The organism is Paraburkholderia sp. CNPSo 3274, assembly GCF_024206475.1.
In the GTDB taxonomy this organism is placed as follows: domain Bacteria; phylum Pseudomonadota; class Gammaproteobacteria; order Burkholderiales; family Burkholderiaceae; genus Paraburkholderia.
Genome location: NZ_JAMBPR010000006.1, coordinates 136,966 through 163,379 on the forward strand (window position 1 = coordinate 136,966; position 26,414 = coordinate 163,379).

Consider the following 26,414-nt stretch of genomic DNA (forward strand, 5'->3'; position numbering starts at 1 on the left):
CACCACATGGAAATCGGACAATACCAACCGAACCTCGACGGCGACGGACTGCGCATCGGCATCGTCCAGTCGCGCTTTAACGAACCCGTCTGCAACGGCCTCGCCGACGCCTGCATCGAAGAACTCGAACGCCTGGGCGTGACGGGCGAAGACGTGCTGCTCGTCACCGTGCCGGGCGCACTCGAAATCCCGCTGGCGCTGCAAAAGCTCGCCGAAAGCGGTCAGTTCGACGCCCTGATCGCGCTCGGCGCGGTCGTGCGCGGCGAGACGTACCACTTCGAGCTCGTCTCGAACGAAAGCGGCTCGGGCATCTCGCGCGTCTCGCTCGACTTCAACGTGCCCATCGCGAACGCCGTGCTCACCACCGAGAACGACGAGCAGGCCGTGGCCCGCATGACCGAGAAGGGTCGTGACGCCGCGCGTGTCGCCGTGGAAATGGCGAACCTGACGGTGGCATTGGAACAGCTCGACGGCGGCGACGACGACGAAGAGGACGAGGAAGACGAAGAGGAACAGCAATGAAGAGCGCGCGCCGCCGCTCCCGCGAACTGGCCACGCAGGGGTTGTATCAGTGGCTGCTGTCGGGTGTGCCCGCCGGCGAGATCGATGCGCAGCTGCGCGGTTCGCAGGGCTACGACAAGGCCGATCACGAGCATCTGGACGCGCTCCTGCACGGCGTCATCCGCGAGTCGGACGAACTGTCCGCCTCCATCACGCCGTGCCTCGACCGTCCGATCGAGCAGCTTTCGCCCGTCGAACGCGCGGTGTTGCTCGTCGCGACCTACGAGTTCAAGCATCACGTCGACATTCCGTACCGCGTCGTGATCAACGAGGCGGTCGAGCTCACGAAGACCTTCGGCGGCTCGGACGGCTACAAGTACGTGAACGGCGTGCTCGACAAGCTCGCGGCGCAATTGCGCGCCACCGAAGCGCAAAACGCCCGCAAGTCGTAAGAACGCGAGCCGCCGGGGCAAGCGGGTGCGCCTGAGCGCCCTGCCCCGCGCGCCGCGTGATCTGTCAGTACTGGAAAGACCCGCATGAACACCGTTGCCGAACCGCTGCTGCGGCTAGCCGCGCGCGTCGACGAGATCCAGCCTTTCTACGTCATGGAACTGGCGAAGGAAGCCGCGAAGCTCGAACACGCTGGACGCGACATCATCCACATGGGCATCGGCGAGCCGGACTTCACGGCGCCCGAGCCCGTAGTCGAGGCCGCGGCCGCCGCGCTGCGCCGCGGCGTCACCCAATACACGAGCGCGCTCGGCATCCACGCGCTGCGCGAGGCGATCGCCGCGCACTACCAGCACGCGTACGGCCTCACGGTCGACCCCGCGCGCATCGTCGTGACGGCCGGCGCCTCGGCGGCGCTCCTGCTCGCCTGCACCGCGCTCGTCGACCGGGACGACGAAGTGCTGATGCCCGACCCCTGCTATCCGTGCAACCGCCACTTCGTGGCCGCCGCGGAAGGCAAGCCGGTGCTCGTGCCGAGCGGCCCGGAGGCGCGCTTCCAGCTCACCGCCGCCGATGTCGAGCGCCTGTGGTCGCCGCGCACGCGCGGCGTGCTGCTCGCCTCGCCGTCGAACCCCACCGGCACCTCGATCGAGCCCGACGAACTTAAGCGCATCGTGCAAAGCGTGCGCTCGCGCGGCGGCTTCACGATCGTGGACGAAATCTATCAAGGCCTGTCGTACGACACGCCGCCCGTCTCCGCGCTGTCGTTCGGCGACGACGTGGTGACCGTCAACAGCTTCTCGAAGTACTTCAACATGACCGGCTGGCGTCTGGGCTGGCTCGTGGTGCCGCCCTCGCTGGTCGGCGCATTCGAAAAGCTCGCGCAGAACCTGTTCATCTGCGCGTCGGCGCTCGCGCAGCATGCCGCCCTCGCGTGCTTCGAGCCGGACACGCTGAAACTCTACGAAGGGCGTCGGCTCGAATTCAAACGCCGCCGCGACTTCATCGCGCCAGCCCTCGAGTCGCTCGGCTTCACGGTGCCCGTGATGCCCGACGGCGCTTTCTACGTCTACGCCGACTGTTCGAACGTCACGCACCCCGCCGCCGGCGACAGCGACGCGCTCACCCGCGCGATGCTGCACGACGCGGGCACGGTGATGGTGCCCGGCATGGACTTTGGCGTCGCTGCGCCGCGCCAGTACGTGCGGCTCTCGTATGCCACGGCGTACGAGCGCCTGGAGGAAGCGGTCGACCGGCTCCATACGTTCTTCGGGCGCTGATCCGCAGTGGTCGAGAAATAGAAAAAGGCACCCGAGGGTGCCTTTTTCGTTTTGTCCGGTCTCTCAGCTAGATGCTCAAGCACCCAGTTCGGACGAAGCGTGTTTCTGAGCCGTCGTGCTGGTACTGGCGTCGTCCTGATCGGAGCCGCCGTTCGCAGACGACTTCTCGACCATCGCGTGGGCGCTGTCGAGCGTCACGTGCACGCGCTTCTCGCCGTTGACGCTCGCCACCTTCTGCGACGCAGGCGTGCTGGCCGTGCTGGTGACAGGCGCCTGCGGCGCGTTGATCGGCACGTTGCGGCCGCGTGCGACATCGCGCAGACGCCCGCGCTCGGCCATCACCTTGGCGCCGTAGCCGCCGTCGTCGGGCGAACTCGAACCGACGTAGAGACGCAGGCCGCCCGGCAGCGAACCGCCGCGCGCGATGCAATCCTTGAGCACCAGCGCGCCGACCTTGATGTTCGCAAGCGGATCGAGCGCCGCGCGCTGGCCGCCGAAGTACTGGAACTTGTCCGAATGCACCTTCGACATGACCTGCATGAGGCCCTGCGCGCCCACGCCGCTTTCGGCGTACGGGTTGAAGCCCGATTCGATCGCCATCACGGCGAGCAGCAGCAGCGGATCGAGCCCCACTTCACGGCCGGTGTCGAACGCCGCTTTCACGAGTTCACCAACCGGCTCCTGCGCCACACGGTAGCGGCGCGCAAGATAGGTGGCAACGACGGCCTGCTCGCGCGCCGAGACGAGCACGCGGTCATCGCGTGCGTCGGGCGTAATGCGCTGGGGCGGAATCATGCGCGCCAACGAGCCGACGCTGGTGGGCAGCGCACGCGGATCGAGGCCGTTGAGCGTCACGGCGTCGAGCGTCGCGATACCGCCGTTCGACACCGAGGTCGCGACCTTCGCGACCGTGCCGCTCGAGCCCGCGGGCGAAATGCCCGTGGCGCCGGCAGGGTCGATTCCACCAGCGGCACCAGCAGCGGGCGCGAGCGCCGTAGGCAGCATCGCGCCGTCGGCGTTGTCGTCATTGTTCGCCACACCGGGGGGCGCGAACGAGGGCAGCGGGTTGCCTTGCAGCAGACGTGCCGGGCCGGCCTGCACCGCCGCCGAGACGAAGGGCATCACGCGTGCAGCGAGCGTGATGCGCCACGTGGGCAGCAGCCAGACGGCAACCGCGAGCAGAACGGCACAGCCGCCAACAATGCTGAACAGGTGATGGCTTAGGCGCGTGCCAAGACGCAGCAACGCGCGCAGGCCAAGAGCTCCACGCTCGTCGGCGCGCCACCACGATAACCAGGTATTCATCTACAGATCTCCCATGTTGCATGATCCAGCGGGAGGGTCGGCGCGAAGCAGACGGCCAATCGCAGGATCAAGACACCGCGCGCCCTGGCTGGTGCGGCAGCGGCGTCGGGAAAACGGCAAGTCGCCGTGGGTGGAACTCCTTTTGTACGACGAGGCACGCAGTGTGCGCGCACGGAGTTCTCACGCGAAAAGTCAGCGCGAAGGGGCGCTGACGAGAACAGCCAATCTAAACCGTGGACAGCCGTGCAGGGATGCGGCTAAACGGCGACGCGTTGCGTCTGAAGGACCGGGAAGGTGGCTAAAAATTTCAAAACCAGCAACCAATGTCGACGGATTCTAGCAGCGTTTTATAGATCGTCAATACTATAGAATCCAAAAAACATAACCAATAGTAATGATAAACACTGTTCAATCCGGCGAAATCCGCGTCGTACGCGCGTCTGCGGGCGCTTATGCAGATTGGCACCCAGCGTGCGCTAGCCAACGCAGGTAAAATCGACAATCGTTAGCCGCGTCTCCCCGGCCAGATGTCTGATACGTCTTGATACGTCTGATACATCTGATACGGCGGCCGCGGAATCCGTGCCGCTGCCCATGCGGCCCCCAAGCCGGCCACCCGTGTTGGCCACGATTGGTTCCCGATGAAATACAAAGACCTGCGCGACTTCGTTGGTCGCCTGGAGACGCTCGGCGAATTGCGCCGCGTCCCGCAAGCTGTCTCTCCGGTGCTGGAAATGACCGAGCTGTGCGACCGCGTTCTGCGCGCCGGCGGCCCGGCCCTACTCTTTGAGAACCGTTCGACGCACGCGTTCCCCGTGCTCGGCAATCTGTTCGGCACGCCCCGGCGCGTCGCGCTCGGCATGGGCATCGACGCGCCAGAAAGCGGCGGTGACGGCGCAGCGCTCGATTCGCTGCGCGACGTGGGGCGCCTGCTCTCGGCGCTCAAGGAGCCCGAGCCGCCGCGCGGCCTGAAGGACGCGGGCAAGCTCCTCACGCTCGCCAAAGCCGTCTGGGACATGGCGCCCAGGACCGTGAGCGCGCCGCCCTGCCAGGAGATCGTCTGGGAAGGCAACGATGTCGATCTCGCGAAGCTGCCGATCCAGACCTGCTGGCCCGGCGACGCCGGCCCGCTCGTCACCTGGGGCCTGACCGTCACGCGCGGCCCCAACAAGACGCGCCAGAATCTCGGCATCTACCGCCAGCAACTCATCGGCCGCAACAAGCTCATCATGCGCTGGCTCGCGCATCGCGGCGGCGCGCTCGACTTCCGCGAGTTCGCACTGAAGAACCCCGGCAAGCCGTACCCGGTGGCCGTCGTGCTCGGCGCCGACCCCGCGACGATCCTCGGCGCCGTCACGCCGGTGCCCGACACGCTCTCCGAATACCAGTTCGCAGGCCTGTTGCGCGGCGCCCGCACCGAGCTCGCGAAGTGCCTGACGCCCGGCGTCGACACGCTCCAGGTGCCCGCCCGCGCCGAGATCGTGCTCGAGGGCTTCATCTACCCGCAGGCGGGCGAGCCCGGCCCGGCGCCCGCTGGCGCGCCGCCGCGCCCCGCCAAAGGCGCGAGCGCCGCGTACGAACATGCGCTCGAAGGCCCCTACGGCGACCACACGGGCTACTACAACGAACAGGAATGGTTTCCCGTGTTCACGGTCGAGCGCATCACCATGCGCCGCGATGCGATCTACCATTCGACTTACACGGGCAAGCCGCCCGACGAGCCCGCGGTGCTCGGCGTGGCGCTCAACGAAGTGTTCGTGCCGCTCTTGCAGAAGCAGTTTCCCGAGATCACCGACTTCTATCTACCGCCCGAGGGGTGCAGCTACCGCATGGCGATCGTGCAGATGAAGAAGAGCTACCCCGGGCACGCAAAACGCGTGATGTTCGGGGTATGGAGCTTCCTGCGCCAGTTCATGTATACAAAGTTCATTGTCGTGGTCGACGATGATGTGGACATCCGCGACTGGAAGGAGGTGATCTGGGCGATCACCACGCGGATCGATCCGGCGCGCGACACCGTGCTCGTCGAGAACACGCCGATCGACTATCTCGACTTCGCTTCGCCGGTGGCCGGCCTCGGCTCGAAAATGGGGCTCGACGCCACCAACAAGTGGCCTGGCGAGACGGACCGCGAATGGGGCCGCGCCATTGAGATGGACGCGGCCGTGAAGACGCGCGTCGACCGTCTCTACGATGAGCTCGGCTTTAGCCGCAGCTAGCGCGACCCGGCGCAGTGCCCTCGGGCGCCACGCCGGCCGATTCATACGCGACGCCTTTTCGCGACGCCGCGCTTACCGCGTCACGCCTCGTGCATGGCATGAGCCGCGGCGCCAGTGAACCTGAGGAGACTCGAGGATGATGCCCGCATCGGAGCGCCTGACGCAACTGAACGATCCCGCCCTCTTCAAGACCCGCGCGTACATCGACGGTGAATGGAGCGGCGGTGCGGCCACCTTTGCCGTGCTCGACCCCGCCGACAACGCAGAGATCGCGAGCGTGCCCGACTTTGGCGCCGACGAGGCGCATCGCGCCATCGCCGCCGCGAACGCCGCGCTCCCCGCGTGGCGCGCGAAGACGGGCAAGGAGCGCGCAGCCGTGCTGCGGCGCTGGTTCGACCTCGTGATCGAGCATGCCGACGACCTCGCCGCGATCATGACCGCCGAGCAAGGCAAGCCGCTCGCCGAGGCTCGCGGCGAAGTGATATATGGCGCGTCCTTCCTGGAATGGTTTGCCGAAGAGGCCAAGCGTGTGAACGGCGACGTGCTCGCGAGCCCCGCCAGTGACCGCAAGCTCGTCGTGCTCAAGCAGCCCATCGGCGTGTGCGCCTCGATCACCCCCTGGAATTTCCCGATCGCGATGATCACGCGCAAGGTCGCACCGGCCATCGCCGCGGGCTGCACGATCGTCGTGAAGCCCGCCGAGCAAACGCCGCTTTGCGCGCTCGCGCTCGCCGAACTGGCGCAGCGCGCGGGCGTGCCCAAGGGCGTGTTCAACGTGGTCACCGCCGACTCGGCGAACTCCATCGAAATCGGCAAAGCCCTATGCGAGAGCGACGTCGTGCGCCATCTCTCGTTCACGGGATCGACGCCGGTGGGCCGCATCCTCATGCAGCAGTGCGCGCCGACGGTGAAGAAAATCGCCCTCGAACTGGGTGGCCACGCCCCCTTCATCGTGTTCGACGACGCCGATCTCGACGCCGCCGTGGAAGGCGCGATGATCTCGAAGTATCGCAACGCGGGCCAAACCTGCGTCTGCACGAACCGCTTCTATGTGGACGACAAGGTGTACGACGCTTTCGTCGAGAAGCTCGCCGCCGCCACGCGCAATATCAAGGTGGGCAATGGCTTCGATGATGGCGTGAACCAGGGGCCCTTGATCGACGACGCAGCCGTCGCCAAGGTTGCGCAGCACATCAGCGATGCGACCGCCCAGGGCGCGAAGCTCGTGGCGGGCGGCAAGGTCAGCTCGGGGCGCTACGTCGAGCCCACCGTGCTCGCCGACGTCACGCGCGACATGCTGATCGCGCGCGAGGAAACCTTCGGCCCAGTCGCGGCGGTATTCCGCTTCAGCGACGAAGCCGAAGTGATCGGCCTCGCCAACGACACCGAATTCGGCCTCGCCTCGTACTTCTATAGCCGCGACATCGGCCGCGTCTGGCGCGTGGCGGAAGCGCTCGAGTACGGCATGGTCGGGGTCAACACCGGACTCATTTCGAATGAGGTCGCGCCGTTTGGCGGCGTGAAGCAGTCGGGTCTCGGGCGCGAGGGTTCGAAGTACGGCATCGACGAATATGTCGAACTGAAGTATCTGTGCATCGGCGTTTGAATCACGCGTGAACCAGGTTTGAGCCGCGACGCCCGTTTCTCACAGGCGGGCGTACGCGGCGCGAAGTCCATACCAACAAGAAATCGTTTTCATGTCTCACGTTTCCCTGCTTTCCGACGGCTTTTTTCTGTCGCTTTCGCTTTGCCTCGACATCGGTCTCGTCAACGTCGCCATCATCTCGCTCACGCTCACGCACGGCTTCCGCCCGGGCTTCTGGCTTGGGCTCGGTTCGTGTTTCGGCGACCTGATCTACGCCGCGCTCGCGCTTGCGGGCATGGCCGCGCTGCTGCAGTTTTCGGCCGTGCACTGGATCGTCTGGATCGGCGGCTCCGCCCTGCTGCTCATGCTCACCTGGAAGATGGCGCGCGAAGCGCTCAATCCGGCGTCGGCGCCGCCCGTGGAAGGCGAAGCCGATAACGCCGCGCCGCTGCCCAACCCGTGGCGCAGCTTCGGGCGCGGCGTGCTGCTCGCGCTCTCGTCGCCGAGTGCGATTCTGTGGTTTGCGGCTGTCGGCGGCGCGCTCATCGCAAAGTCGGGGGCGACGAGCGCTGGCGCGGCCTCGCTCTTTCTGCTGGGCTTTTTTGCGGGCGGGCTCGGCTGGACCTTGTTTCTTTGCGGACTGGCCAGCCATGGCCGCAAACGCGCCGGCACCGGCCTGCTACGCGCCTGCCACGTGCTCTCGGCGTTGCTGTTCGCGTACTTCTCGTACAGCGTGATCGTGCACGGCTATCGCGATCTGATCCTGCAGGGTGCGGGCGCGACGTAGTCCGTGGCAGACGCCGCGCACGCGGTGAAAGCGAACGCCAAAAACAAACAGCGCAACGCGGCTTGAGCCAGCGTTGCGCCGTTCGTGAAACCTGCAGCCGGGCGGCGGGCGCCGCCCGTCACGCTCAACGACGGTAGTAGCCGCGGCCGTAGTAACCGTGGCCGTAGTAGCCGTGATGCCAGTACGGACGGCCGTAGTAGCCGTAACCACCGTAGCCGCCTACGACGACGGCAGGCGGCGGCGCGTACACCACCGGCGGCGGCGCATAGACCACGGGCGGGGGCGGCGGTGCGTAGACCGGCGCAGCATAGACGGGATAAGCCGGCGCAACCGGAATGCCAATGCCGATACCCACCGAGACGTGCGCCTGGGCCGCGCTGACGAACCCCATACCCAGCGCGGCGGCAACGATGAACGATACGGTCTTTTTCACTTCTCTTCTCCTGGCGGCCGCCAGCGGCGACGCGCATATAACGGGCACTGCCCACAGATTCAATGTATCGAAAACGGCGGCCGTCATTGGTAGCCATTTGTTTCGAATTGCAATCCTGTTTGGGGTGCGCTTAATAGCGCGTCAAGCCCGGTGGGCGCGGCTGCCGCGAAAAAACGCCGTGCATGCGCCCGATCACGACGCCATTCGTTACAAAAACCAGGGCGCTGTCATTGTTACCTGCGCGAGGGCATCGCGAGGCAAGTCTCCCGGTAATGTTTGATTACAAATTGGTTGACCGGGACTACGCTCGGACCGCTACCGCCATGCGCGGCGAGGTGTAAACGACGATGCCCGGTCCTGGGACCGGGCATCTCATCCGACCAGCCGGCGGCGCACAACCGCCGGCCACGTTAAGCAAACTCTCCGCTATCCGACTTTCACGTAGGTGAACTCGCGCGTGACGTTCGGTGGCACGTAGGCGCCGCTGATGCGCACGCGCGGCGTCAGGCGCTTCTTCTGATCCCACCAGCGGCGGCGTTGGAAGGGCGTGAGGAACCGCAGATGCTTTCGGTAAGCGAAGATGCTCATGGTGAACTCCCCGAATCGGACTACCGACAGGAACAAACCCAATTGCACGACTGCAACAACGAAACCGAAACGATTAAAAATATTGTGCTCAGATTCCGCGACAAAAATTGCAGTGTTGCGAGATAGCCTCACGAGCGCCGTATATGCGCAGCGCACTGTTGGTTGCGGCCTCCCCATGCTGGGTTTGAGTTGCTGCGCATAGATGCGCCGCCAGCCACCCGCAGAAATCGTGCCGCGTAGACCACTGGCGCGACGTCGCGCCCATCACTGCCATTTGTAGTCGCACCGTCCACGCGTAATCGGTACGAAAGCGAACATTTCGGGAGCCGGCGCGGCCCCGACGCAACACTCGGGCCGTGAAGCGCCTGACTGGCACGGTCTGTCGGAAACACTGTAGCCGTTCGCGGAAAAGCCTGCCGTGAGCGCAGCCATTTTGCGCGGCGCGCACGCCAAAAGCAGCGGCCGCCGCCGCGCGCCGGGCCTTCGCGCCAGCGTCGATCGCGGATACTGGCGAGGCGTGAGCCGTGGTAATGTGGCGACGGCGCGCGCATCGCAACGCCGCCCATGGGACTCACCGACGAGCACGCATAATGATCAAGGTCAGCATCCTCTATCCGTATCGCGAGAACGGGCGTTTCGACACCGGGTACTACTGCACGCACCACATGCCGCTCGCGGCGAAGCTCTTTGGCGCGTCGCTCAAGGGCTGGTCGGTCGACATCGGCATCAATGCCGGGCCGCCGGGCACGCCGCCGCCGTACGTCGCGGCCGGACACTTCCTGTTCGAGACGGTAGATGCGTTCTACGCGGCGTTTCAGCCGAATGCCGACACACTCGTCGACGACATTCCCAACTACACCGACGGCGGAAATGGCACCATTCTGATCAGCGAGGTCAAGCTGTCCGTCTGACGTGCTCCGCGCGGTTGAACGGGGCGAGCGGACCCCGGCATGACCTTTTATCGGCCGCCACACGCCAAGCGCGCCGCCACCCAACATAAGAAGGAAACAACACCGATGTTCGGCGATATCGCCCGCTTTCTGCTCAATACGGTCTTCACGCTGTTCGGCGCCGCCCTGCTGCTGCGCGCCTGGCTCCAGTTCGTGCGTGTGCCGCCATACAACCCCGTGACCCACGCGATCCAGCAGGTCACCAACTGGCTGGTGCTGCCGCTGCGGCACGTGATTCCCGGCGTGCGCGGCATCGACTGGGCGAGTGTGGTCGCCGCGCTGGTCGCGGCCATTGCCTACGTGCTGCTGATGGTATGGATCGCGGGCGTGGACCCATTGGGTCTTTTGCCGACGCTTCTCATCGTTGCCGTGCTCACGCTCGTGAAATGGGCGCTCAACCTGCTGATCTGGCTGACGATCCTGATGGCGCTGCTCTCGTGGCTCAATCCGCGCTCGGCGGCGATGCCCGTGCTCTTCCAGCTGACGGCGCCGTTCCTCAACCCGCTGCGCCGTATCCTGCCGAACCTGGGCGGCCTCGACCTCTCGCCGATTCTGCTGTTCGTCATCGTGCAGGTGCTGCTGATGGTGGTCACGCGTGCGGCTGTTTCGCTCACGCTGTTTGGGATTTGAGAACGCATCGGCGCACGGTCTGGTTCATCCGGCGGCGCGCTCAGCGCGCCGCGTCATTGCGCAAGAAGGCCAAAACCGCGTAAAATAGCGCGCTCTGCGGGCGTCGTATAATGGCCATTACCTCAGCTTCCCAAGCTGATGACGTGGGTTCGATTCCCATCGCCCGCTCCACGTCGGTTTTTGCCGACCTCTCTTCGAGGCCAGGGCTTTCGAACGGCACCCCTCCCGGGACGCCATGCCCGACCGGCACATGCCGGGCACGACCTGAATTCCTCCGTTGCACAATGCACCCTGGCGCTCCTCGGAGCGCTGCGGCCCCGCCGCGCCGCCAGAGCCGTGCGAGCGCGCTGATATAATGCGCGACGGCTTCGGAGCCGCTGGGCTTCCAGCGCGCCGCGCCCGCCTGTCGGGCCGAAGGCCATCGCCGATTCCGGCGAACGCCAAAGCGGCCCTCAAGGCGTCCGGCCACGCCGGCCCGCGTAGCCCCCAGCACTGCGTGGCCCCGCACAGCCCGAGATGCCCCGCACCGAGCCGAAGGCGCAGCCCGCCCCTATTATCGACAGCCGCGACATCCGCCGCTCTCACACCCACCCGCGAAGATGAATCACGATCCCAACGACGCCGCCCGTCCTGACTGCGCGCCGTCAGACGCACAAGACGCCGCCTCCGACATAAACGCGCAATCCGAGGCCGGCGCCGGCGACGCGCTGCACCACCGCCGCATCCGCAGCTTCGTGACCCGCGCCGGCCGCGTCTCGACCGGCCAGCGCCGCGCGCTCGACGAGTTCGGTCCGCGCTTCGTCGTGCCCTACGCCCCCGAAGCCGCCGACTGGGACGCCGTGTTTGAACGGCACGCACCGCGCATCCTGGAGATCGGTTTCGGGATGGGCGCGAGCACGGCGGAAATCGCCGCGTTGCGCCGCGAAGACGACTTCCTCGGCGTCGAGGTCCACGAGCCTGGCGTTGGCGCGCTGCTGAAGCTGATCGGCGAGCAGAATCTGGAGAACATCCGCATCATCCAGCACGACGCCGTGGAAGTGCTCGAGCACATGATCGCGCCGGCGAGCCTCGACGGCGTGCACATCTTCTTCCCCGATCCGTGGCACAAGGCCCGCCATCACAAGCGCCGCCTGATTCAGCCGAAGTTCGTCGCACATCTCGTCTCGCGCATGAAGCCGGGTGCGTACCTGCATTGCGCGACCGACTGGCAGAACTACGCCGAGCAGATGCTCGAAGTGCTCAGCGCGGAGCCCGCGCTCGAGAATACGGCCGCCGACTACGCGCCGCGCCCCGACTACCGCCCGGTGACGAAGTTCGAGCGCCGCGGCCTGCGGCTCGGTCACGGTGTGTGGGATCTCGTGTTCCGCCGCCGCGCGGACTGAAACTGAAAACCGTATAGAAAAACGGGCGCCGTGATGTCAAACGGCGCCCGTTGCGTTTTTAGTCGTCCCAGCCTAGCCCGCCGCCATAGCCGAACAGCAGGATCACGAGACCGAAAGCGATCCGGTACCAGGCGAAGGCGGTGAAATCGTGTGAAGCCACGAAGCGCAGCAGCCAGCGCACACACGCGAACGCGCTGACGAACGCGGCGACGAAGCCGATGCCGAAGAGCCCGAGCCAGTCCACGGAAAGCTCGTGCCAGCTCTTGTAAAGCTCATAAACGGTCGCGCCAAAGATCACGGGAATCGCAAGAAAGAACGAGAACTCAGTCGCGACGCGCCGCTCGAGGCCGAACAGCATCGCGCCGATGATGGTCGAGCCCGAACGCGACATGCCCGGAATCAGAGCGAAGCACTGCGCGCAGCCCACCTTGAATGCGTCGAGCGGCGTGATCTCGTCAATCGAGTTCACGCGCGCGCCGCGCTGCGCGGCGACCGGTAGTTCCTTCGGGCCGCGCAGGCGATTTTCGACCCACAGGATGACGAGGCCGCCGCCAACGAGCGCGAACGCTACCGGCACCGGCGCGAAGAGAACCGACTTGATCGCCTTCTCGAACATCAGTCCGAGCACGACTGCCGGAATGGTGGCGACGATCACGTTGAGCGTGAAGCGCCGCGCATCGGGCCGCGAGGGCAACCCTACGACCACCTCGCCAATTTTGCGCCGGAACTCCCAGCATACGGCGAGAATCGCGCCAAACTGGATCACCACGTAGAAGGTCTTCGCATACTCGCCGTCGAAATTTAGCACGCTGCCGGCGACGATCAGATGCCCCGTACTCGAAACGGGCAGAAATTCGGTCAGCCCTTCGACGATGCCGAGAATCAAGGCCTTGCAGGTCAAAATCCAGTCCATCCCTTTTATCCCTCTTCTTTGAGTGTCGGGACGGCGCACGCCGCGCCACGCGACCGACGCCGGCCGCGTGCGCTGGCGTTTCGTCTGCTTACTTCTCGACGATCTGCACGCGTATGCCGTTTGTAAGGATGGTGATTGTACCGGGTTCGTAGTTGACACCGGCAAATTGGAGCTGGTCGGGCTTGAACGTATAGACGGGGTAATTGTTGAGCAACTGGGTGGCGACGAGCGCGGCGACCGCGCTCACCTGCGGCGCGTAAGCGGCGGCGTTGCCCGCCATGTCGACGCCATCGACCGAAGGCGAGCGCAGCACCACGGCGCGGCTCGCGCTGTCGTAGGCGAGTTCGCTCGACACCGTGAACGCGCCGCTCACCGGCTGCTGCATCAAAGGGCTTTCGAGGTGCGCGTCGAGCCGCACGGCCACGCGATTGCGATCGGGCTGCAGCGTCACGACAGGGTTCGTGAGCGAGACGTCGAAAATCTGCTGCATCGAGCGGTGATAGGGAAACTTGCGCTGCACCGCGTCCTGCAGCTGCTGCTGCGAAAACGTGTAGTGATCGGGAATGAACGGGAAAATCCCCGTCGCACACGCGCCGAGCGACATCGCCGTCCCCGCCGCAGCGCAGGCTGTGAACAGGAAGGCGCGCCGGGAAACGCGCGTTGCGGTGTGGGCCATGCGAAATCTCCTTGTCAGGCCGGGATTGGCGCGCTGTCATTCTGGCGCATAGCGCCTGGCCGACGCAGTTTGCGCGGGATTCAGCGCGCGGCTGGCGATTGCGGCTGGGTTTGCGCCTCGAGACGCGTAAGCCAGACGATGGCCTCCTCACGCGACGCCCCGCACATCTCGGGCTGCGGCTGCAGCCCCGAGCAGCACGCCGGCCGCAACGGTGAGCCGAAGATCATGCAGCGCAGGTCCTCGCCGAGTTGAACGCAACGCGCGCCGGCCGGCTTGCCTTGCGGCATGCCCGGAATCGGGCTCGTAATGGACGGCGCAATGCAGCACGCGCCGCAACCGGGACGACAGGCGTGCACTGAGGCATCGGCGGGAAAAACGGTACTCACTTCGGCTTCCTGGAACGCTGAGAAATGGTGTCCGCGCGGCGACGGACCAGACGCATTGTGCCATCGCCCGCATGCGACCTTTTTACACAATCGCTTCTTCCTACTCGCTCGTACACTTTGTCCATCTGGCGCTGTAGGACAAGGGACAGGCCATCTGTGCGTGGCGTTCCGCGGCGCCGGACGCTGCCCACCCAAGCGCCGCCCTTCCCAGTGAGCCTTGCATGAGCGACGCCGACCTGCTCTTTCGCCCCGACCTGCTTGCCAAATATGGCGCCAACGGCCCGCGCTACACGTCCTACCCCACCGCCCTGCAATTCCGCGACGACTTTGATCCCGCCGACTACATGCGCGCGGCGGCCGATCCGGGCGCAAGCGAAACCGACCTCTCGCTGTACTTCCACATTCCGTTCTGCGACACCGTCTGTTTCTATTGCGGCTGCAACAAGGTCATCACGAAGAACCGCGGCCGCGCGAAACCCTATCTCGCGCAGTTGATCCGCGAAGTGGAGTTGCAGGCCGCGCTCTTCGACACGAAGCGCCCCGTTTCGCAGCTGCATTGGGGCGGCGGCACGCCCACCTTTCTCTCGCTGGACGAAATGAGCGCGCTCATGGCCGCCACGCGCGAACACTTCGCGCTGCAGCCCGACGACACCGGCGAATACTCGATCGAGATCGACCCGCGCGAAGCCACGGCACAGACCATTGCGCATTTGCGTTCGCTCGGCTTCAACCGGCTGAGCCTGGGCGTTCAGGACTTCGATCCGGTCGTGCAGAAGGCGGTCAACCGCATCCAGCCGCTCGAGCTGACCGTCGACGTCATGAACGCCGCGCGCGCGAACGGCTTCGAATCGATCAGTGTCGATCTGATCTACGGTTTGCCGCACCAGAACGTCAAAACATTCGGCCGCACGCTCGAGACGATGTTGCTGCTCGCGCCCGATCGCATCTCGGTGTTCGGCTACGCGCACATGCCGCATCTGTTCAAGATGCAGCGTCAGATGGACGAAGCCACCTTGCCCACGCCCGCGGAGCGCATGGCGCTGCTGAGGCTCGTGATCGAGCAGCTCAGCGAGGCGGGCTACGTCTACATCGGCATGGATCATTTCGCACTGCCCACCGACGAACTCGCGCGCGCCCAGGCGCAGCGCACGCTGCACCGCAATTTTCAGGGCTACAGCACGCGCGCCGATTGCGACCTGATCGGCTTTGGCGCCTCGGCGATCGGCAAGGTCGGCGACGTCTACGCGCAGAACGCGAAGGACCTGATCGGCTACGGCGCGGCCATTGGCGCGGGCAAGCTCGCGACCGCGAAAGGCGTGCGCCTCACCGCCGATGACCGTCTGCGCCGCGACATCATCACGGAACTCATGTGCAATCTCGAACTGCGTTACGACGAGTTCGAGGCCGCCTACGGTGTGCGTTTTCCGGCGACCTTCGCGGCCGAACTCGAACGGCTGCGCGAGTTCGAACGCGACGGGCTCGTTGCGCGCAGCGCCGACCGCCTCGAGGTGCTGCCCGCTGGGCGCATGCTGGTGCGCAATATCGCGATGGTGTTTGACCGCTATCTTGGCGCACAACAGCCCGAACGGTTCTCGCGGACGATTTGACGGCTTGCCGCCGCCGCGTAGTTGCCTGGGCGGCCGATTTGCGTCATAATCTCCGGCTACTTCGAGCGCTTGCATGTTTGCGCTCGGATGCGAGAAACACGCAAAAGCACGCAAATGCACGCAAAAACACGCCTCGGTGGTGAAATTGGTAGACGCGCCGGACTCAAAATCCGGTTCCGAAAGGAGTGCCGGTTCGATTCCGGCCCGAGGCACCAGAATGCTTTCCGGCAATTGCCGCCGGAATCCTGAAACCCGCGAAAGCTTAAGGCTTCGCGGGTTTTTTGTTGCCGGCTTGAATCCGACGTGCCCTTCTTTGGACGAAGATCAAGCGTCCCGCGGATGTCGCACGGCGTGCCGCGCCCCGCTGCTATCGTTGTCGAAGTTATTGAGACAGCAAACCGGGAGCGTACGATGGACCGCATTTTCATGACGCGAGAGGAAGCCATACGCATCCTCATCGAGGCCCACGAGTCCGTCACCGGACGCACCGCCGCAACGTTGATCCGCTCAAGCGCAGACCGATCCGCCAGCCTCGAAGCGCTAGACCGGTTGCTGCTCGACGTGCGCGCGGGCCGGGTCGATGAATTTCGCACCTGGCCAGAGGACAGCACCTGCGTCTCGATCACTGACTGACGCAGGTCTGCCGCACGAGCCTCAGCGCAAATTCGTCTGCGCCAACTCCACCACCTCGTCTCCGCGCCCGCTCAGCACCGCGCGCAGCATATAGAGGCTGAACCCTTTCGCTTGCGCCCACTGCAGCTTCGGCGGCATGGCCAGTTCGTGCTTCGTCGTCACCACGTCGACGAGCGCCGGCCCTGCGTGCGAGAACGCCGCGCGCAACGCCTCATCGAGCGCTTCAGACGTCTCCACGCGCACGCTGAAGAGGCCCGCGCCTTTCGCGATTTCTGCGAAGTTGGTGGCCGCAAGATCGGTGCCCGTCTCCATGTAGCCGCCGGCCTTCATCTCCATTGCAACAAAACCGAGCGAGCTATTATTCAGGACAACGATCTTGATCGGCAAATCGAGCTGACGCGCCGTGAGAATGTCGCCGAGCAGCATCGAAAGGCCGCCGTCGCCGGAGAGCGAGACCACCTGGCGCCCGGCGTGCGCTGCCTGCGCGCCGAGCGCCTGCGGCATGGCGTTCGCCATCGAGCCGTGGTTGAACGAGCCGTGCAAGCGGCGCCGGCCGTTCATCGTCAGGTAGCGCGCGGCCCAGAGCGTGGGCGTGCCAACGTCGACCGCGAAGATCGCATCATCCTCGGCGATCGCGTCGAGCCGCGACACCACATACTGCGGATGCAGCGGCTTGCCAGCGGCTGCCGGGCGCGCAAGTTCGTCGAGTCCCTTGCGGGCGCTCGCATAGTGCTCGCGCGCATGCTCGATGAAGCGCCGGTCGGTCTTGCGCGTGAGCTTCGGCGTGAGCGCGCGCAACGTTTCGCGTACGTCACCGATGAGCCCGAGCGTGAGCGGCGCGCGTTTGCCGAGCGCGGCCGCGTCGCGGTCGATCTGCACGATATTCGCGTGCTGCGGATAGAAGTTGCGATACGGGAAGTCGGTGCCGAGCATGACGAGCGTGTCGCACGACATCATCGCGTGGTAGCCCGAGCTGAAGCCGATCAGCCCGGTCATGCCCACGTCGTATGGGTTATCCCATTCGACGTACTGCTTGCCGCGCAGCGCATGCACCGTCGGCGCGCCGAGCGCGTCCGCGAAGGCCACCACTTCGTCATGCGAGCCCTTGCAACCGCTGCCGCACAGCAGCGTCACCGCCTCGGAGCGATTCAGCAGCACGGCGAGCCGGTCAATATCCGCCGACGAAGGCAGGGTCGCCGGACGCGCCGCCTGGGCCCATGCCGGCTCCTCATCAGACGAGTCCAGAAGCGCCACGTCGCCGGGCAGCACGATCACGGCGACGCCCTTCTGGTCGATCGCGGTGCGCAACGCGGTGTCGAGCACGCGCGGGAACTGCGATGCGTTCGTCACCAGTTCCACGTAATGGCTGCACTCGCGGAAGAGTTCGGTCGGGTGCGTCTCCTGGAAATAGCCGAGGCCGATTTCCGTCGACGGAATGTGCGCCGCGATCGCGAGCACCGGCGAGCGGTTGCGATGGCAGTCGTAGAGACCGTTGATGAGATGCAGATTGCCAGGCCCGCAACTGCCCGCGCACACCGCGAGCCGGCCGGTTGCCGCGGCTTCCGCGCCCGCCGCAAAGGCGGCGACTTCCTCGTGCCGCGTGTGCATCCAGCGGATCGTGCCGAGCTTGCGCAGGCTCGCCGACAACCCGTTCAGGCTGTCGCCGGTCACGCCCCAGATGCGCTCGACGCCGACTGCCTCGAGCGTTTTCGCCAAATGATCCGCTATTGTCTTCGCCATGGTGTTCTCCACGTGAGCCGTATGGCGCAGCGCGCGCTCCGAGGCCGGGCGCTGCGCGAGAAGAAAATTGGGGGTCGACTATTCAGGCGTCCAGGCCCTGCAACCCGGCCGGACCTGCCAATACCTTGCGCTACGTTACGCCATCCGCCCGAAATACGCGGTCAAGCCGTGCGAAGCGGACAGGCGGCGGGCACGGCGGCGCGGACCACGTCGCCACGGATAAAATAGCCGGCTCTACGCTGTTCGCCGTCCGTCATGAATCTCGAAAGCATTCTCTTCAGCCAGGGTTTCGGCTCACGCCGCCAATGCCGCGCGCTCATCGCCGACGCGCGGGTCGCCGTCGCGGGCGAGCCGTGCACCAACCCGCTCGCAACGTTCGACACGGCCAGCCTGGTCTTCAGCGTGGACGGCATCCCGTGGCCGTTTCACGAGCGCGCCTACATTGCGCTCAACAAGCCCGCGGGCTATGAGTGCTCGCGCGATCCGCAGCATCACTTGAGCGTGTTTCATCTGCTGCCGCCGCAGTTCGCGCAGCGCAACGTGCAATGCGTAGGCCGCCTCGATCAGGATACGACCGGCCTCCTGCTGCTTTCCGACGATGGCCAGTTCGTCCACGCTTTCACATCGCCCAAGCGCAAGGTGCCGAAGATCTACATGGCGACAACGCGCCATCCGCTCGACGAAACCCAGCTCAAAGCCCTGCGCGAAGGTGTGCTGCTGCACGGCGAGCGCGAGCCGAGCGCCGCCGTCGCCGCAAACGCACGTGCAGACCACGAGCTGGAGCTGACCGTGCTCGAAGGCAAATATCACCAGGTCAAACGGATGGTGGCCGCGGCCGGCAACCGCGTCGAGGCGCTCCACCGCGAGCGCATCGGCGGCTTTTCGCTGCCCGACGCCCTGGCGCCGGGCGCCTGGCAATGGCTCGACGCCGCAGCGCTCGACGCGTTGCGCAACAAGGGGTAAACCACCACCGGGCGGCGCGAGCGCCCGCCGCTCAGTGCGTTGACGCACCGATGCTTGCAAACAGGTATCGTTTTCGCCGCACCGCAACATGTCCTTGCCGAGCTTCCGCCCTATACTCGTCTGCATAACCATTACAAGTTGCAAGGAGGGGCATCATGATCATCAACGGCTCATTCGAAATCTCATTCATGTTGATGGCATTCATGGCGCTTGGGGCGGTTCTGATTGGGGGCCTGCTCGCGTCGATGCATATGCGACATCAGTATCATCCGAACCTCATCGGGGCGCTCATCGGGGCGCTATTGTGCTTCCTCCTGCTCGAAGCGCTGCCGGCCATCACGTGAACGGCACGCTTTGCGCCGCGCCGCCCGCCCGGAGTCACGGGTGCGGCGGCAGCGTGCGCAAGAACGCATCTACGTCGGCATAACGCAAACGCACGCGCAGTTCGCGCTTGAGGCGCGTATTGGCGAGCCGTCGCGACTCCCGCATGAACGACAGCAAGACAGGCTCGAGTTCGCGCTCGGCCTCCGCGCGGCTCACGCGCGGTGCGCGCGCGAGCCCGAGGGCATCGGCTACGCGGTCGAAATACTCGCCCATCTTCAGTTCGCTGTCGTCCGTCGCGTGGATCGTGCGCCCCGGGCGACCGTGCGTCGCGAGGCGCAGGAGAATCGCCGCGAGGTCGTCTGCGTGGATGTGGCTCGTGTAGACGTCGTCGCTAGCGACGAGCGCCGGCGTGCGCTTCTCCAGCCGCGCGAGCGGGAGGCGGTTCGCCGCGTAAATGCCGGGAATGCGCGCGATCGTGGCGCTGAGCGCGCCGCGCGCCGTTGCGCGGCGCAGTTGCCGTTCGGCCGACACCCGGCGTATGGCGCGGGCGTTGGCGGGCTGCACCGTGCGTGTTTCGTCGATGCGCGCGCCGCCGCAATCCCCGTACACCCCCGTCGTACTCGCGTAGACGAGCCTCGGGCGTTCGAAGCGCTTACGCCGGGTGCGAGAAAACCGCCGGATGCGCTCGGGTACAATAACGGATGCTCCAAAGGCTGCGGGATGGCCGAAAGCGCTGCGGCGAATGCGGTCCACGAGGCAATGCAATGGGGGCCGCAATGCGCGCGGCGCGGCGCCCGCCAGCGCAGGCCGCGACACCGCGCGACGCCGCGCCGCAAGCGCTGCGATCAGGCGGCGCGTGCGCAGGTCGTCGTCGCCGGATTTTTGCGGTGGCGCGAGGTGCAGTACGGTGCCAGCCAGGCCCGCGATCCGCGCGAGACTCGTGCGCGAGTCGAGGTCGCCGCGCACCGGCGTTGCGCCCGCGGTCCGCACCGCGTCTGCGCGCTCGGCACGGCGCGTGAGCGCAAATACGCGCGCACGGTCTGGCCGTTCGCGCAACTGGGCGACGGCGCGCAGGCCGACGTCGCCGCAACCGACAATCAGGATGCGCGCACGGCGCAAGTTTCGTGTGGCAATCATGGTGGAACCATTTTAGCGGCCCTGGCCTCGCGGCGAAGGCCTGCAAGGAAACGCGGCAACTTACCCTAAGCGACCCGCGCCCGGAATCAACCCTCGGATACAGACTTACGCTTCCCTGAATATGGCTTTCAACGTAACGCTCAAGCAAAGCGGCCGGCAATTCCAGGTCGAGCCCGACGAACCCATTCTCAACGCGGCCCTGCGCCAGGGCGTCGGCCTGCCGTATGGCTGCAAGAACGGCGCGTGCGGCTCGTGCAAGGGCGCGGTCTGCAGCGGCGAAGTCGAGCAGCGCGCCCACGCGGCTTCGGCGCTTTCCAATGACGAAAGAACGCGCGGCATGGCCCTCTTCTGCTGTGCGACGGCGCAAACCGACCTCGAAATCGATATCCGCGAAGTGGCGGGCGTGGGCGACGTGCAGGTGCGCAAGCTGCCTACCCGCATCGCCGCCATCGAGCACAAGGCAGACGACGTCGTTGTCCTCAAGCTGCAACTGCCCGCCAACGAGCGCCTGCAGTATCTCGCCGGCCAGTACCTCGAATTCATCCTCAAGGACGGCACGCGCCGCAGCTACTCCATGGCGAGCGCGCCGCACGAGGAAGGCCCGATCGAGCTGCACATCCGCCACATGCCGGGCGGCAAATTCACCGACCACGTCTTCTCGCAGATGAAGGAGCGCGACATCCTGCGCTTCGAAGCGCCGCTCGGCACCTTCTTCCTGCGCGAGGAATCCGATAAGCCCATCGTGCTGCTCGCCTCCGGCACCGGCTTCGCGCCGCTCAAGGCGATCGTCGAGCACGCGGTCCACAAGAACCTGAACCGCCCGATGACGCTCTACTGGGGCGCGCGCCAGAAGAAGGACCTGTACCTGATGGATCTCGCCGGGCAATGGGCGAAGGAGATCCCGAACTTCCGCTTCGTGCCGGTGCTCTCCGAGCCAGCCGCCGGCGACAACTGGACCGGCCGCATGGGCTTCGTGCACCGCGCCGTGATCGAGGATCTGCCCGATCTTTCGGGCCACCAGGTGTATGCGTGCGGCGCGCCGGTGATGGTGGAGTCCGCGCAGCGCGACTTCACGCAGCACCACGGTCTGCCCGAAGACGAGTTCTACGCGGATTCGTTCACGAGCGCCGCTGACCTCGCGAACGCCGTCTGAAGCGCGCCTGAGTGGGTCGTTGCGTGTGCAATGCATCGACCCGCCGGGCAGCCGTCAGGAAAAATTCTTCGGCCGATTGAAAAAATTCGGCACATTGATGGTTTACATCGCCATTCGGCTTGTCGTATTCTTGCGCCCATGAACTGCATCCTGTCCGCCCTTCGACGTCGCCGCTCGCCCCATCTTTAGGGCCTGGCTACTCGCGGACGCGCGTTGCACCTCAACGCACAGCAAGTTCGAATCACGAAAGCCACGGCCAGTCCGTGGCTTTTTGTTTTTCCGCCGTATCTTCTTCAACCCTTTTGCAGCCCCAATGCGGAGCCCGTTGCCATGAATTATTCCGAGTACCCGATCGAGTCGCTGATGTACATCACCAACCGGCCCGAAATCGTTTTCACGCATGGCAAGGGGTCGTGGCTCTACGACAATGAAGGCAAGCGATACCTGGACTTCATCCAGGGTTGGGCCGTCAACAGCCTCGGGCACTGCAACGAAGGCATGATCGAGGCGCTGGAGAAGCAGGCGCGCCTGCTCATCAACCCGTCGCCGGCCTTCTATAACGAGCCGATGGCGAAGCTCGCGGGGCTGCTCACCGAGCACAGCTGCTTCGACAAGGTGTTCTTCGCCAACAGCGGCGCCGAAGCGAACGAAGGCGCGATCAAGCTCGCGCGCAAGTGGGGCAAGAAGCATCGCGACGGCGCCTACGAGATCATCACCTTCGACCACAGCTTCCACGGCCGCACGATCGCGACGATGTCGGCGAGCGGCAAGCCGGGCTGGGACACGATCTACGCACCGCAAGTGCCGGGCTTCCCGAAGGCCGACCTGAACGACATCGCCTCGGTCGAGAAGCTCATCAACGCGAAGACCGTCGCCGTGATGCTCGAACCGATCCAGGGCGAAGGCGGCGTGATTCCCGCCACGCGCGAATTCATGCAGCAACTGCGCGCACTCACGAAGAAGCACGGGATGCTGCTGATCGTCGACGAAGTGCAGAGCGGCTGCGGCCGTGCGGGCACCCTCTTCGCCTACGAACTCTCGGGCATCGAGCCGGACCTCATGACGCTCGGCAAGGGCATTGGCGGCGGCGTGCCGCTCGCGGCGCTGCTCGCGAAGAAGGAAATCGCCGTGTTCGAGGCGGGCGACCAGGGCGGCACGTACAACGGCAACCCGCTGATGACCGCCGTGGGCTATTCGGTGATCTCGCAACTGGTTGCGCCCGGCTTCCTCGAAGGCGTGCGCGCTCGCGGCGAATATCTGCGCGAGAAGCTGCTCGAGCTTTCGTCCGAACGCGGCTTCCAGGGCGAGCGTGGCGAAGGCTTGCTGCGCGCGCTGCTGCTCGGCAAGGACATCGGGCCGGAGATCGTCGAGAAGGCGCGCCTCATGCAGCCGGACGGCCTGCTGCTCAACGCCGCGCGCCCGAACCTGCTGCGCTTCATGCCGGCGCTGAACGTGACGACGCAGGAAATCGACCGGATGATGGCGATGCTGCGCACGATCCTCGACTCGCTGTAATCGGGCGGAGCACGAGGATGTCCGTCACGATCCGCGTGTTCAGCGAAGCCGATACCGAGGCGGTGGTCGCGCTTTGGCTGCGGGCATTTCCCGAGTACAACGATGCGAGCCGGCCGCATCGCAATCCGCGTCTGTCGATCGCGAACAAGCTCGGCACCCAGCCGGAGCTTTTCTTCGTTGCCACGCGCAACGTCGACGGCGCGCTCGTCGGCACGGCAATGGCAGGTTACGACGGGCATCGCGGCTGGCTCTATTCGGTCGCCGTCGCGCCCGAAGCGCGGCGCCACGGCCTCGGCACGCAGCTAGTGCGCCATGCGGAAAACGCGCTCGCCGCGATGGGCTGCCTGAAGCTCAACCTTCAGGTGCTCACCGACAAGGCCGAAGTGCTCGCGTTCTACGAACGGCTTGGCTATCGAGCCGATGCCGTGGTGAGTCTCGGTAAGCGGCTCGCCGTGCAGGAGTCCGAAGCGGTCGTCTGAGCCTTACCGGTCGACGCCGTGAAAAAAAGCCGCATGGGCTTCACACCCATGCGGCTTTTGCTTTTATGCGGCCGCGAGGACCGCAATGCAATGCAGCTTACTCGCCCAGGTACGCTGCGCGCACCTTCGGATCGTCGAGCATCTGCTTGGCCTCGCCTTCCATCGTCACGAGGCCCGAGTCCATCACGTAGCCGCGATTGGCCGCCTGCAGCGCGAGACGTGCGTTCTGCTCCACGAGCAGCACGGTAATGCCTTCCGACGAGATCGTGCGCACCACTTCGAAGATCTTCTCGACCATGATCGGCGAGAGACCCATCGAAGGCTCATCGAGCAGCAAAAGCTTCGGCTTGCTGATGATCGCGCGCGCCATGGCCAGCATCTGCTGCTCGCCGCCCGAGAGCGTGCCCGCGAGCTGCGTCGCGCGTTCCTTCAGGCGCGGGAAGAAGCCGAACATGCGCTCGACGTCCTTCTGGATGCCCTCGTTGTCGCTGCGCAGGTACGCGCCCATCTGCATGTTTTCGATGATCGACATGCGCGCGAAGATACCCCGGCCTTCCGGCACCATCGCGAGGCCCCGCTTGAGCAGCTCATGCGCGGGCACGCCCTTGATCGACTGGCCCATGTACTCGATGTCGCCAGCCGAGTACGGCTTCAGACCCGTGATCGCCTTCATCGTCGTGGTCTTGCCCGCGCCGTTCGCGCCGATCAGCGTGACGAGTTCGCCCGCGCGAACTTCCATGTCCACGCCCTTGACCGCCTGGATCCCGCCGTAGTTGACCTGCAGACCCTTGATTTTCAGAACCGATGTCGACATCAGTGAACCCCCGCACCCAGATATGCCTCGATCACCTTCGGGTCCTTCTGCACGTCATGCGGCAGCCCTTCGGAGATCACCTTGCCATAGTCGAGCACTGTCATCCGGTTGCACAGGCCCATCACCAGTTTCACGTCGTGCTCGATCAGCAGAATAGTCTTGCCATCGGCGCGGATCTTGTCGAGCAGGCGCGTGAGTTCGACCTTCTCGGTCGCGTTCATGCCGGCCGCCGGCTCGTCGAGCGCGAGCAGCTTCGGGTCGGTCGCGAGCGCGCGCGCGATTTCCAGACGGCGCTGGTGGCCGTACGAGAGATTGCGCGAGGTGTAGTCCGCGTATTGCGCGATACCCACGTATTCGAGCAATTCGATCGCGCGTTCCTTGATCTCGCGCTCTTCCTTGCGCTCCGCCGGCGTTTGCAGCACGGCGCCGATCAAGCCGTGCTTCGTGCGCACGTGGCGGCCGACCATCACGTTTTCGAGCGCCGTCATGCCGCCGAACAGACGAATGTTCTGGAAGGTACGCGCAATGCCGGCCTTCGCCACCTGATAAACGGCGGTCGGCGTGTAGGCAGTGCCATCGAGCTTGAATTCGCCCGAATCAGGCGTGTAGAGACCGGTAATCACGTTGAAGAACGTCGTCTTGCCGGCGCCGTTCGGACCGATCAGGCCGTAGATCGTGCCTTCCTCGATTTGCAGGCCGACATCGGACAGCGCCTGCAGGCCGCCGAAGCGTTTGTTCACGCCCTTCACGGACAGGCGGATAGGTTTGTTGCTCATATTCTGTTCTCCCCGTTATGCGCGAACCGGCTTCTTGCTCGCGCGCTTGGCGATCTTCGCGATCTTGTCTTCGTGCTTCGCCGCGGGCCACAGGCCTTCCGAGCGGTACAGCATGATGACGACCATCGCAAGGCCGTAGAGCAGCTGGCGAATGACTTCCGTATCGACGATTTCGTGGCCGAACAGCATGTGCTGGAGCGGACCCATCGTCGAGCGCAGGAACTCGGGGAAAATGGCGAGCAGCACGGCGCCGAGAATCACGCCGGGGATGTGGCCCATGCCGCCGAGCACCACGCAGGCGAGCACGACGACCGATTCCCAGAAGGTGAACGATTCCGGCGACACGAAGCCCTGGAACGCACCGAACATCGCGCCCGAAAGACCGCCGAACGACGCGCCCATTGCGAACGCGAGCAGCTTGACGTTACGGGTGTTGATGCCCATGGCCTTGGCGGCAATTTCGTCTTCGCGGATCGCGGCCCATGCACGGCCGATACGCGAGTGCTGCAGACGCGTACACACCCAGATCACGAGCAGCGCGCAGATCACGAACACGTAGTAGTACATGTAGACCGACGTGAACGTGAAGCCGAGGATCTCGTGCGGCTGCGCGAGATTGAAGCCGAACACCTGCAGCGGCGCGACGCCCGTAATACCCTGCGGCCCGTTGGTAATGTTCACCGGACGGTCGAGGTTGTTCATGAAGATACGAACGATTTCCCCGAAGCCGAGCGTCACGATCGCGAGGTAGTCGCCGCGCAGACGCAGCGTCGGTGCGCCGAGCAGCACGCCGAAGAGTGCGGCGAGCGCCATCGCGCCCGGCACCACGATCCAGTACGGCGTATGCAGCCCGCCCGGGAACATGTTGGCGATCCACGCGAACTGCGTGGTGAGGTGCGGCGACGTCAGCAACGCGGCCACGTAGGCACCCACCGCGTAGAACGCGATATAGCCCAGGTCCAGCAGGCCGGCGAAGCCCACCACCACGTTCAGGCCCAGCGCGAGCATCACGTAGAGCATCGCGAAGTCGAGCACGCGCACCCAGTAGTTGCCGCCCGCGGCGCCGACCACGAAGGGGAGCGCTGCCACGACGATGGCCGTCACGATGCCGACCGTGAGGGTCTTCGTCATGTTCTTTTCGGGGATGAGCGTCGTCGACGGCTCGATCGGTTGAATTGAAGTCATGTT

28 protein-coding genes and 2 tRNA genes are annotated in these 26,414 nt (G+C 65.3%); 19 read left to right on the forward strand and 11 right to left on the reverse strand.

Annotation, left to right across the window (positions count from 1 at the left end; genetic code table 11):
- Positions 1 to 6: 6 nt before the first annotated feature.
- From ribH to M3I54_RS05925, 3 genes are all read left to right on the forward strand, one after another.
- On the forward strand, positions 7 to 522 hold the full coding sequence (gene ribH, locus M3I54_RS05915; RefSeq protein WP_112171437.1) for a 6,7-dimethyl-8-ribityllumazine synthase: 516 nt from the start codon (positions 7 to 9) through the stop codon (positions 520 to 522).
- A complete protein-coding gene (gene nusB, locus M3I54_RS05920) occupies positions 519 to 953 on the forward strand; it encodes a transcription antitermination factor NusB (protein ID WP_254333828.1) in 435 nt (144 codons plus the stop codon). Before ribH ends, nusB begins: the two co-directional genes overlap by 4 nt.
- 84 nt (positions 954 to 1,037) lie before the next feature.
- Positions 1,038 to 2,231, forward strand: a complete 1,194-nt coding sequence (locus M3I54_RS05925) for a pyridoxal phosphate-dependent aminotransferase (RefSeq protein WP_254333830.1) — start codon at positions 1,038 to 1,040, stop codon at positions 2,229 to 2,231.
- Positions 2,232 to 2,306: 75 nt separating this feature from the next.
- On the opposite strand, the gene M3I54_RS05930 is transcribed toward M3I54_RS05925, so the two are convergent.
- A complete protein-coding gene (locus M3I54_RS05930) occupies positions 2,307 to 3,536 on the reverse strand; it encodes a transglycosylase SLT domain-containing protein (protein ID WP_254333832.1) in 1,230 nt (409 codons plus the stop codon).
- A gap of 641 nt (positions 3,537 to 4,177) precedes the next feature.
- On the opposite strand from M3I54_RS05930, the gene M3I54_RS05935 reads away from it, so the two are divergent.
- From M3I54_RS05935 to M3I54_RS05945, 3 genes are all read left to right on the forward strand, one after another.
- Positions 4,178 to 5,755 carry a UbiD family decarboxylase gene (locus M3I54_RS05935; RefSeq protein ID WP_254333834.1) on the forward strand — a complete coding sequence of 526 codons (1,578 nt, stop codon included), beginning with the start codon at positions 4,178 to 4,180 and terminating at the stop codon, positions 5,753 to 5,755.
- Between the two features lie 139 nt (positions 5,756 to 5,894).
- A complete protein-coding gene (locus M3I54_RS05940) occupies positions 5,895 to 7,361 on the forward strand; it encodes an NAD-dependent succinate-semialdehyde dehydrogenase (protein WP_375542098.1) in 1,467 nt (488 codons plus the stop codon).
- 91 nt (positions 7,362 to 7,452) lie between these two features.
- The gene (locus tag M3I54_RS05945; protein ID WP_254333838.1) at positions 7,453 to 8,127 is read left to right on the forward strand and encodes a LysE family translocator; all 675 of its coding nucleotides are present in this window, start codon (positions 7,453 to 7,455) and stop codon (positions 8,125 to 8,127) included.
- A gap of 124 nt (positions 8,128 to 8,251) precedes the next feature.
- Here the strand turns inward: M3I54_RS05945 and M3I54_RS05950 are convergent, their stop codons facing one another.
- Entirely contained in the window at positions 8,252 to 8,560 is a 309-nt protein-coding gene (locus M3I54_RS05950; protein WP_254333840.1) for a hypothetical protein, read from the reverse strand.
- Between M3I54_RS05950 and M3I54_RS05955 the strand changes: the two genes are divergently transcribed.
- Entirely contained in the window at positions 8,538 to 8,840 is a 303-nt protein-coding gene (locus tag M3I54_RS05955; protein ID WP_254333842.1) for a hypothetical protein, read from the forward strand. The genes M3I54_RS05950 and M3I54_RS05955 overlap by 23 nt on opposite strands.
- 146 nt (positions 8,841 to 8,986) lie before the next feature.
- On the opposite strand, the gene M3I54_RS05960 is transcribed toward M3I54_RS05955, so the two are convergent.
- Positions 8,987 to 9,148 (reverse strand): hypothetical protein, encoded by a 162-nt coding sequence (locus tag M3I54_RS05960; protein WP_165822777.1) that lies wholly within the window; start codon positions 9,146 to 9,148, stop codon positions 8,987 to 8,989.
- Between the two features lie 590 nt (positions 9,149 to 9,738).
- Here M3I54_RS05960 and M3I54_RS05965 point away from each other — a divergent pair.
- The 4 genes from M3I54_RS05965 to trmB all read left to right on the forward strand — a co-directional run bounded on the left by M3I54_RS05965 (position 9,739) and on the right by trmB (position 12,110).
- The gene (locus M3I54_RS05965) at positions 9,739 to 10,059 is read left to right on the forward strand and encodes an EthD family reductase (protein ID WP_254333844.1); all 321 of its coding nucleotides are present in this window, start codon (positions 9,739 to 9,741) and stop codon (positions 10,057 to 10,059) included.
- 105 nt (positions 10,060 to 10,164) lie between these two features.
- Positions 10,165 to 10,728, forward strand: coding sequence for a YggT family protein (locus M3I54_RS05970; protein ID WP_254333846.1), 564 nt, complete (start codon positions 10,165 to 10,167; stop codon positions 10,726 to 10,728).
- A gap of 96 nt (positions 10,729 to 10,824) precedes the next feature.
- A tRNA-Gly gene (locus tag M3I54_RS05975) sits at positions 10,825 to 10,899 on the forward strand.
- A gap of 428 nt (positions 10,900 to 11,327) precedes the next feature.
- Positions 11,328 to 12,110, forward strand: a complete 783-nt coding sequence (trmB, locus tag M3I54_RS05980) for a tRNA (guanosine(46)-N7)-methyltransferase TrmB (protein ID WP_254333849.1) — start codon at positions 11,328 to 11,330, stop codon at positions 12,108 to 12,110.
- A gap of 58 nt (positions 12,111 to 12,168) precedes the next feature.
- Here the strand turns inward: trmB and M3I54_RS05985 are convergent, their stop codons facing one another.
- The 3 genes from M3I54_RS05985 to M3I54_RS05995 all read right to left on the reverse strand — a co-directional run bounded on the left by M3I54_RS05985 (position 12,169) and on the right by M3I54_RS05995 (position 14,085).
- A complete protein-coding gene (locus M3I54_RS05985; RefSeq protein WP_254333851.1) occupies positions 12,169 to 13,023 on the reverse strand; it encodes an undecaprenyl-diphosphate phosphatase in 855 nt (284 codons plus the stop codon).
- A gap of 88 nt (positions 13,024 to 13,111) precedes the next feature.
- Positions 13,112 to 13,699, reverse strand: coding sequence for a DUF1439 domain-containing protein (locus tag M3I54_RS05990; RefSeq protein WP_375542097.1), 588 nt, complete (start codon positions 13,697 to 13,699; stop codon positions 13,112 to 13,114).
- An 80-nt stretch (positions 13,700 to 13,779) separates the two neighbouring features.
- Entirely contained in the window at positions 13,780 to 14,085 is a 306-nt protein-coding gene (locus tag M3I54_RS05995) for a YkgJ family cysteine cluster protein (RefSeq protein WP_254333852.1), read from the reverse strand.
- 221 nt (positions 14,086 to 14,306) lie between these two features.
- Here M3I54_RS05995 and hemN point away from each other — a divergent pair, with 221 nt between their 5' ends.
- The 3 genes from hemN to M3I54_RS06010 all read left to right on the forward strand — a co-directional run bounded on the left by hemN (position 14,307) and on the right by M3I54_RS06010 (position 16,325).
- Positions 14,307 to 15,692, forward strand: a complete 1,386-nt coding sequence (gene hemN / locus M3I54_RS06000) for an oxygen-independent coproporphyrinogen III oxidase (protein ID WP_254333853.1) — start codon at positions 14,307 to 14,309, stop codon at positions 15,690 to 15,692.
- A gap of 130 nt (positions 15,693 to 15,822) precedes the next feature.
- Positions 15,823 to 15,907, forward strand: a tRNA-Leu gene (locus M3I54_RS06005).
- 196 nt (positions 15,908 to 16,103) lie between these two features.
- Positions 16,104 to 16,325: a hypothetical protein gene (locus M3I54_RS06010; RefSeq protein WP_254333854.1), complete on the forward strand. Its 222-nt coding sequence runs from the start codon at positions 16,104 to 16,106 to the stop codon at positions 16,323 to 16,325.
- A 21-nt stretch (positions 16,326 to 16,346) separates the two neighbouring features.
- Here the strand turns inward: M3I54_RS06010 and poxB are convergent, their stop codons facing one another.
- A complete protein-coding gene (poxB, locus tag M3I54_RS06015) occupies positions 16,347 to 18,065 on the reverse strand; it encodes a ubiquinone-dependent pyruvate dehydrogenase (RefSeq protein ID WP_254333855.1) in 1,719 nt (572 codons plus the stop codon).
- Between the two features lie 255 nt (positions 18,066 to 18,320).
- Between poxB and M3I54_RS06020 the strand changes: the two genes are divergently transcribed.
- Both M3I54_RS06020 and M3I54_RS06025 read left to right on the forward strand, forming a co-directional pair.
- Complete coding sequence (locus tag M3I54_RS06020; protein ID WP_254333856.1) at positions 18,321 to 19,028, forward strand: pseudouridine synthase; 708 nt, start codon at positions 18,321 to 18,323, stop codon at positions 19,026 to 19,028.
- 155 nt (positions 19,029 to 19,183) lie between these two features.
- Positions 19,184 to 19,372 (forward strand): hypothetical protein, encoded by a 189-nt coding sequence (locus M3I54_RS06025; RefSeq protein ID WP_254333857.1) that lies wholly within the window; start codon positions 19,184 to 19,186, stop codon positions 19,370 to 19,372.
- Between the two features lie 34 nt (positions 19,373 to 19,406).
- Here the strand turns inward: M3I54_RS06025 and M3I54_RS06030 are convergent, their stop codons facing one another.
- Positions 19,407 to 20,489 (reverse strand): NAD-dependent epimerase/dehydratase family protein, encoded by a 1,083-nt coding sequence (locus tag M3I54_RS06030; RefSeq protein WP_254333858.1) that lies wholly within the window; start codon positions 20,487 to 20,489, stop codon positions 19,407 to 19,409.
- Between the two features lie 121 nt (positions 20,490 to 20,610).
- Here M3I54_RS06030 and M3I54_RS06035 point away from each other — a divergent pair, with 121 nt between their 5' ends.
- The 3 genes from M3I54_RS06035 (at position 20,611) to M3I54_RS06045 (ending at position 23,636) form a co-directional block, all read left to right on the forward strand.
- Positions 20,611 to 21,642 (forward strand): CDP-6-deoxy-delta-3,4-glucoseen reductase, encoded by a 1,032-nt coding sequence (locus tag M3I54_RS06035; RefSeq protein WP_254333860.1) that lies wholly within the window; start codon positions 20,611 to 20,613, stop codon positions 21,640 to 21,642.
- Between the two features lie 330 nt (positions 21,643 to 21,972).
- Positions 21,973 to 23,157, forward strand: coding sequence for an acetylornithine transaminase (locus M3I54_RS06040; protein ID WP_254333862.1), 1,185 nt, complete (start codon positions 21,973 to 21,975; stop codon positions 23,155 to 23,157).
- A 17-nt stretch (positions 23,158 to 23,174) separates the two neighbouring features.
- Positions 23,175 to 23,636, forward strand: a complete 462-nt coding sequence (locus M3I54_RS06045) for a GNAT family acetyltransferase (protein ID WP_254333864.1) — start codon at positions 23,175 to 23,177, stop codon at positions 23,634 to 23,636.
- A 97-nt stretch (positions 23,637 to 23,733) separates the two neighbouring features.
- Here M3I54_RS06045 and M3I54_RS06050 read toward each other — a convergent pair whose 3' ends face one another.
- Genes M3I54_RS06050 through M3I54_RS06060 form a run of 3 tightly spaced genes read right to left on the reverse strand, consistent with a single transcriptional unit; the run spans position 23,734 to position 26,411 of the window.
- Entirely contained in the window at positions 23,734 to 24,450 is a 717-nt protein-coding gene (locus M3I54_RS06050) for an ABC transporter ATP-binding protein (protein ID WP_254333866.1), read from the reverse strand.
- Positions 24,450 to 25,226 carry an ABC transporter ATP-binding protein gene (locus M3I54_RS06055; protein ID WP_028205256.1) on the reverse strand — a complete coding sequence of 259 codons (777 nt, stop codon included), beginning with the start codon at positions 25,224 to 25,226 and terminating at the stop codon, positions 24,450 to 24,452. The genes M3I54_RS06050 and M3I54_RS06055 overlap by 1 nt, the downstream gene beginning before the upstream one ends.
- 15 nt (positions 25,227 to 25,241) lie before the next feature.
- Positions 25,242 to 26,411, reverse strand: coding sequence for an ABC transporter ATP-binding protein (locus M3I54_RS06060; protein WP_254333868.1), 1,170 nt, complete (start codon positions 26,409 to 26,411; stop codon positions 25,242 to 25,244).
- Between the last annotated feature and the right edge of the window lie 3 nt (positions 26,412 to 26,414).

Excerpts from the sequence above, each read along its gene's own strand:
- M3I54_RS05925 (WP_254333830.1), top strand. The coding sequence starts at position 1,038 with ATGAACACCGTTGCCGAACCGCTGCTGCGGCTAGCCGCGCGCGTCGAC.
- M3I54_RS05930 (WP_254333832.1), bottom strand. The coding sequence starts at position 3,536 with ATGAATACCTGGTTATCGTGGTGGCGCGCCGACGAGCGTGGAGCTCTT.
- M3I54_RS05940 (WP_375542098.1), top strand. The coding sequence starts at position 5,895 with ATGCCCGCATCGGAGCGCCTGACGCAACTGAACGATCCCGCCCTCTTC.
- M3I54_RS06045 (WP_254333864.1), top strand. The coding sequence starts at position 23,175 with ATGTCCGTCACGATCCGCGTGTTCAGCGAAGCCGATACCGAGGCGGTG.
- M3I54_RS06050 (WP_254333866.1), bottom strand. The coding sequence starts at position 24,450 with ATGTCGACATCGGTTCTGAAAATCAAGGGTCTGCAGGTCAACTACGGC.
- M3I54_RS06040 (WP_254333862.1), top strand. The coding sequence starts at position 21,973 with ATGAATTATTCCGAGTACCCGATCGAGTCGCTGATGTACATCACCAAC.
- M3I54_RS05955 (WP_254333842.1), top strand. The coding sequence starts at position 8,538 with ATGAACGATACGGTCTTTTTCACTTCTCTTCTCCTGGCGGCCGCCAGC.
- M3I54_RS05935 (WP_254333834.1), top strand. The coding sequence starts at position 4,178 with ATGAAATACAAAGACCTGCGCGACTTCGTTGGTCGCCTGGAGACGCTC.
- M3I54_RS06035 (WP_254333860.1), top strand. The coding sequence starts at position 20,611 with ATGGCTTTCAACGTAACGCTCAAGCAAAGCGGCCGGCAATTCCAGGTC.
- M3I54_RS05970 (WP_254333846.1), top strand. The coding sequence starts at position 10,165 with ATGTTCGGCGATATCGCCCGCTTTCTGCTCAATACGGTCTTCACGCTG.
- M3I54_RS05945 (WP_254333838.1), top strand. The coding sequence starts at position 7,453 with ATGTCTCACGTTTCCCTGCTTTCCGACGGCTTTTTTCTGTCGCTTTCG.
- poxB (WP_254333855.1), bottom strand. The coding sequence starts at position 18,065 with ATGGCGAAGACAATAGCGGATCATTTGGCGAAAACGCTCGAGGCAGTC.
- M3I54_RS06030 (WP_254333858.1), bottom strand. The coding sequence starts at position 20,489 with ATGATTGCCACACGAAACTTGCGCCGTGCGCGCATCCTGATTGTCGGT.
- M3I54_RS06055 (WP_028205256.1), bottom strand. The coding sequence starts at position 25,226 with ATGAGCAACAAACCTATCCGCCTGTCCGTGAAGGGCGTGAACAAACGC.
- M3I54_RS05985 (WP_254333851.1), bottom strand. The coding sequence starts at position 13,023 with ATGGACTGGATTTTGACCTGCAAGGCCTTGATTCTCGGCATCGTCGAA.
- M3I54_RS05990 (WP_375542097.1), bottom strand. The coding sequence starts at position 13,699 with ATGGCCCACACCGCAACGCGCGTTTCCCGGCGCGCCTTCCTGTTCACA.
- hemN (WP_254333853.1), top strand. The coding sequence starts at position 14,307 with ATGAGCGACGCCGACCTGCTCTTTCGCCCCGACCTGCTTGCCAAATAT.
- M3I54_RS06060 (WP_254333868.1), bottom strand. The coding sequence starts at position 26,411 with ATGACTTCAATTCAACCGATCGAGCCGTCGACGACGCTCATCCCCGAA.
- ribH (WP_112171437.1), top strand. The coding sequence starts at position 7 with ATGGAAATCGGACAATACCAACCGAACCTCGACGGCGACGGACTGCGC.
- trmB (WP_254333849.1), top strand. The coding sequence starts at position 11,328 with ATGAATCACGATCCCAACGACGCCGCCCGTCCTGACTGCGCGCCGTCA.
- M3I54_RS06025 (WP_254333857.1), top strand. The coding sequence starts at position 19,184 with ATGATCATCAACGGCTCATTCGAAATCTCATTCATGTTGATGGCATTC.
- M3I54_RS06020 (WP_254333856.1), top strand. The coding sequence starts at position 18,321 with ATGAATCTCGAAAGCATTCTCTTCAGCCAGGGTTTCGGCTCACGCCGC.
- M3I54_RS05965 (WP_254333844.1), top strand. The coding sequence starts at position 9,739 with ATGATCAAGGTCAGCATCCTCTATCCGTATCGCGAGAACGGGCGTTTC.
- M3I54_RS05960 (WP_165822777.1), bottom strand. The coding sequence starts at position 9,148 with ATGAGCATCTTCGCTTACCGAAAGCATCTGCGGTTCCTCACGCCCTTC.
- M3I54_RS06010 (WP_254333854.1), top strand. The coding sequence starts at position 16,104 with ATGGACCGCATTTTCATGACGCGAGAGGAAGCCATACGCATCCTCATC.
- nusB (WP_254333828.1), top strand. The coding sequence starts at position 519 with ATGAAGAGCGCGCGCCGCCGCTCCCGCGAACTGGCCACGCAGGGGTTG.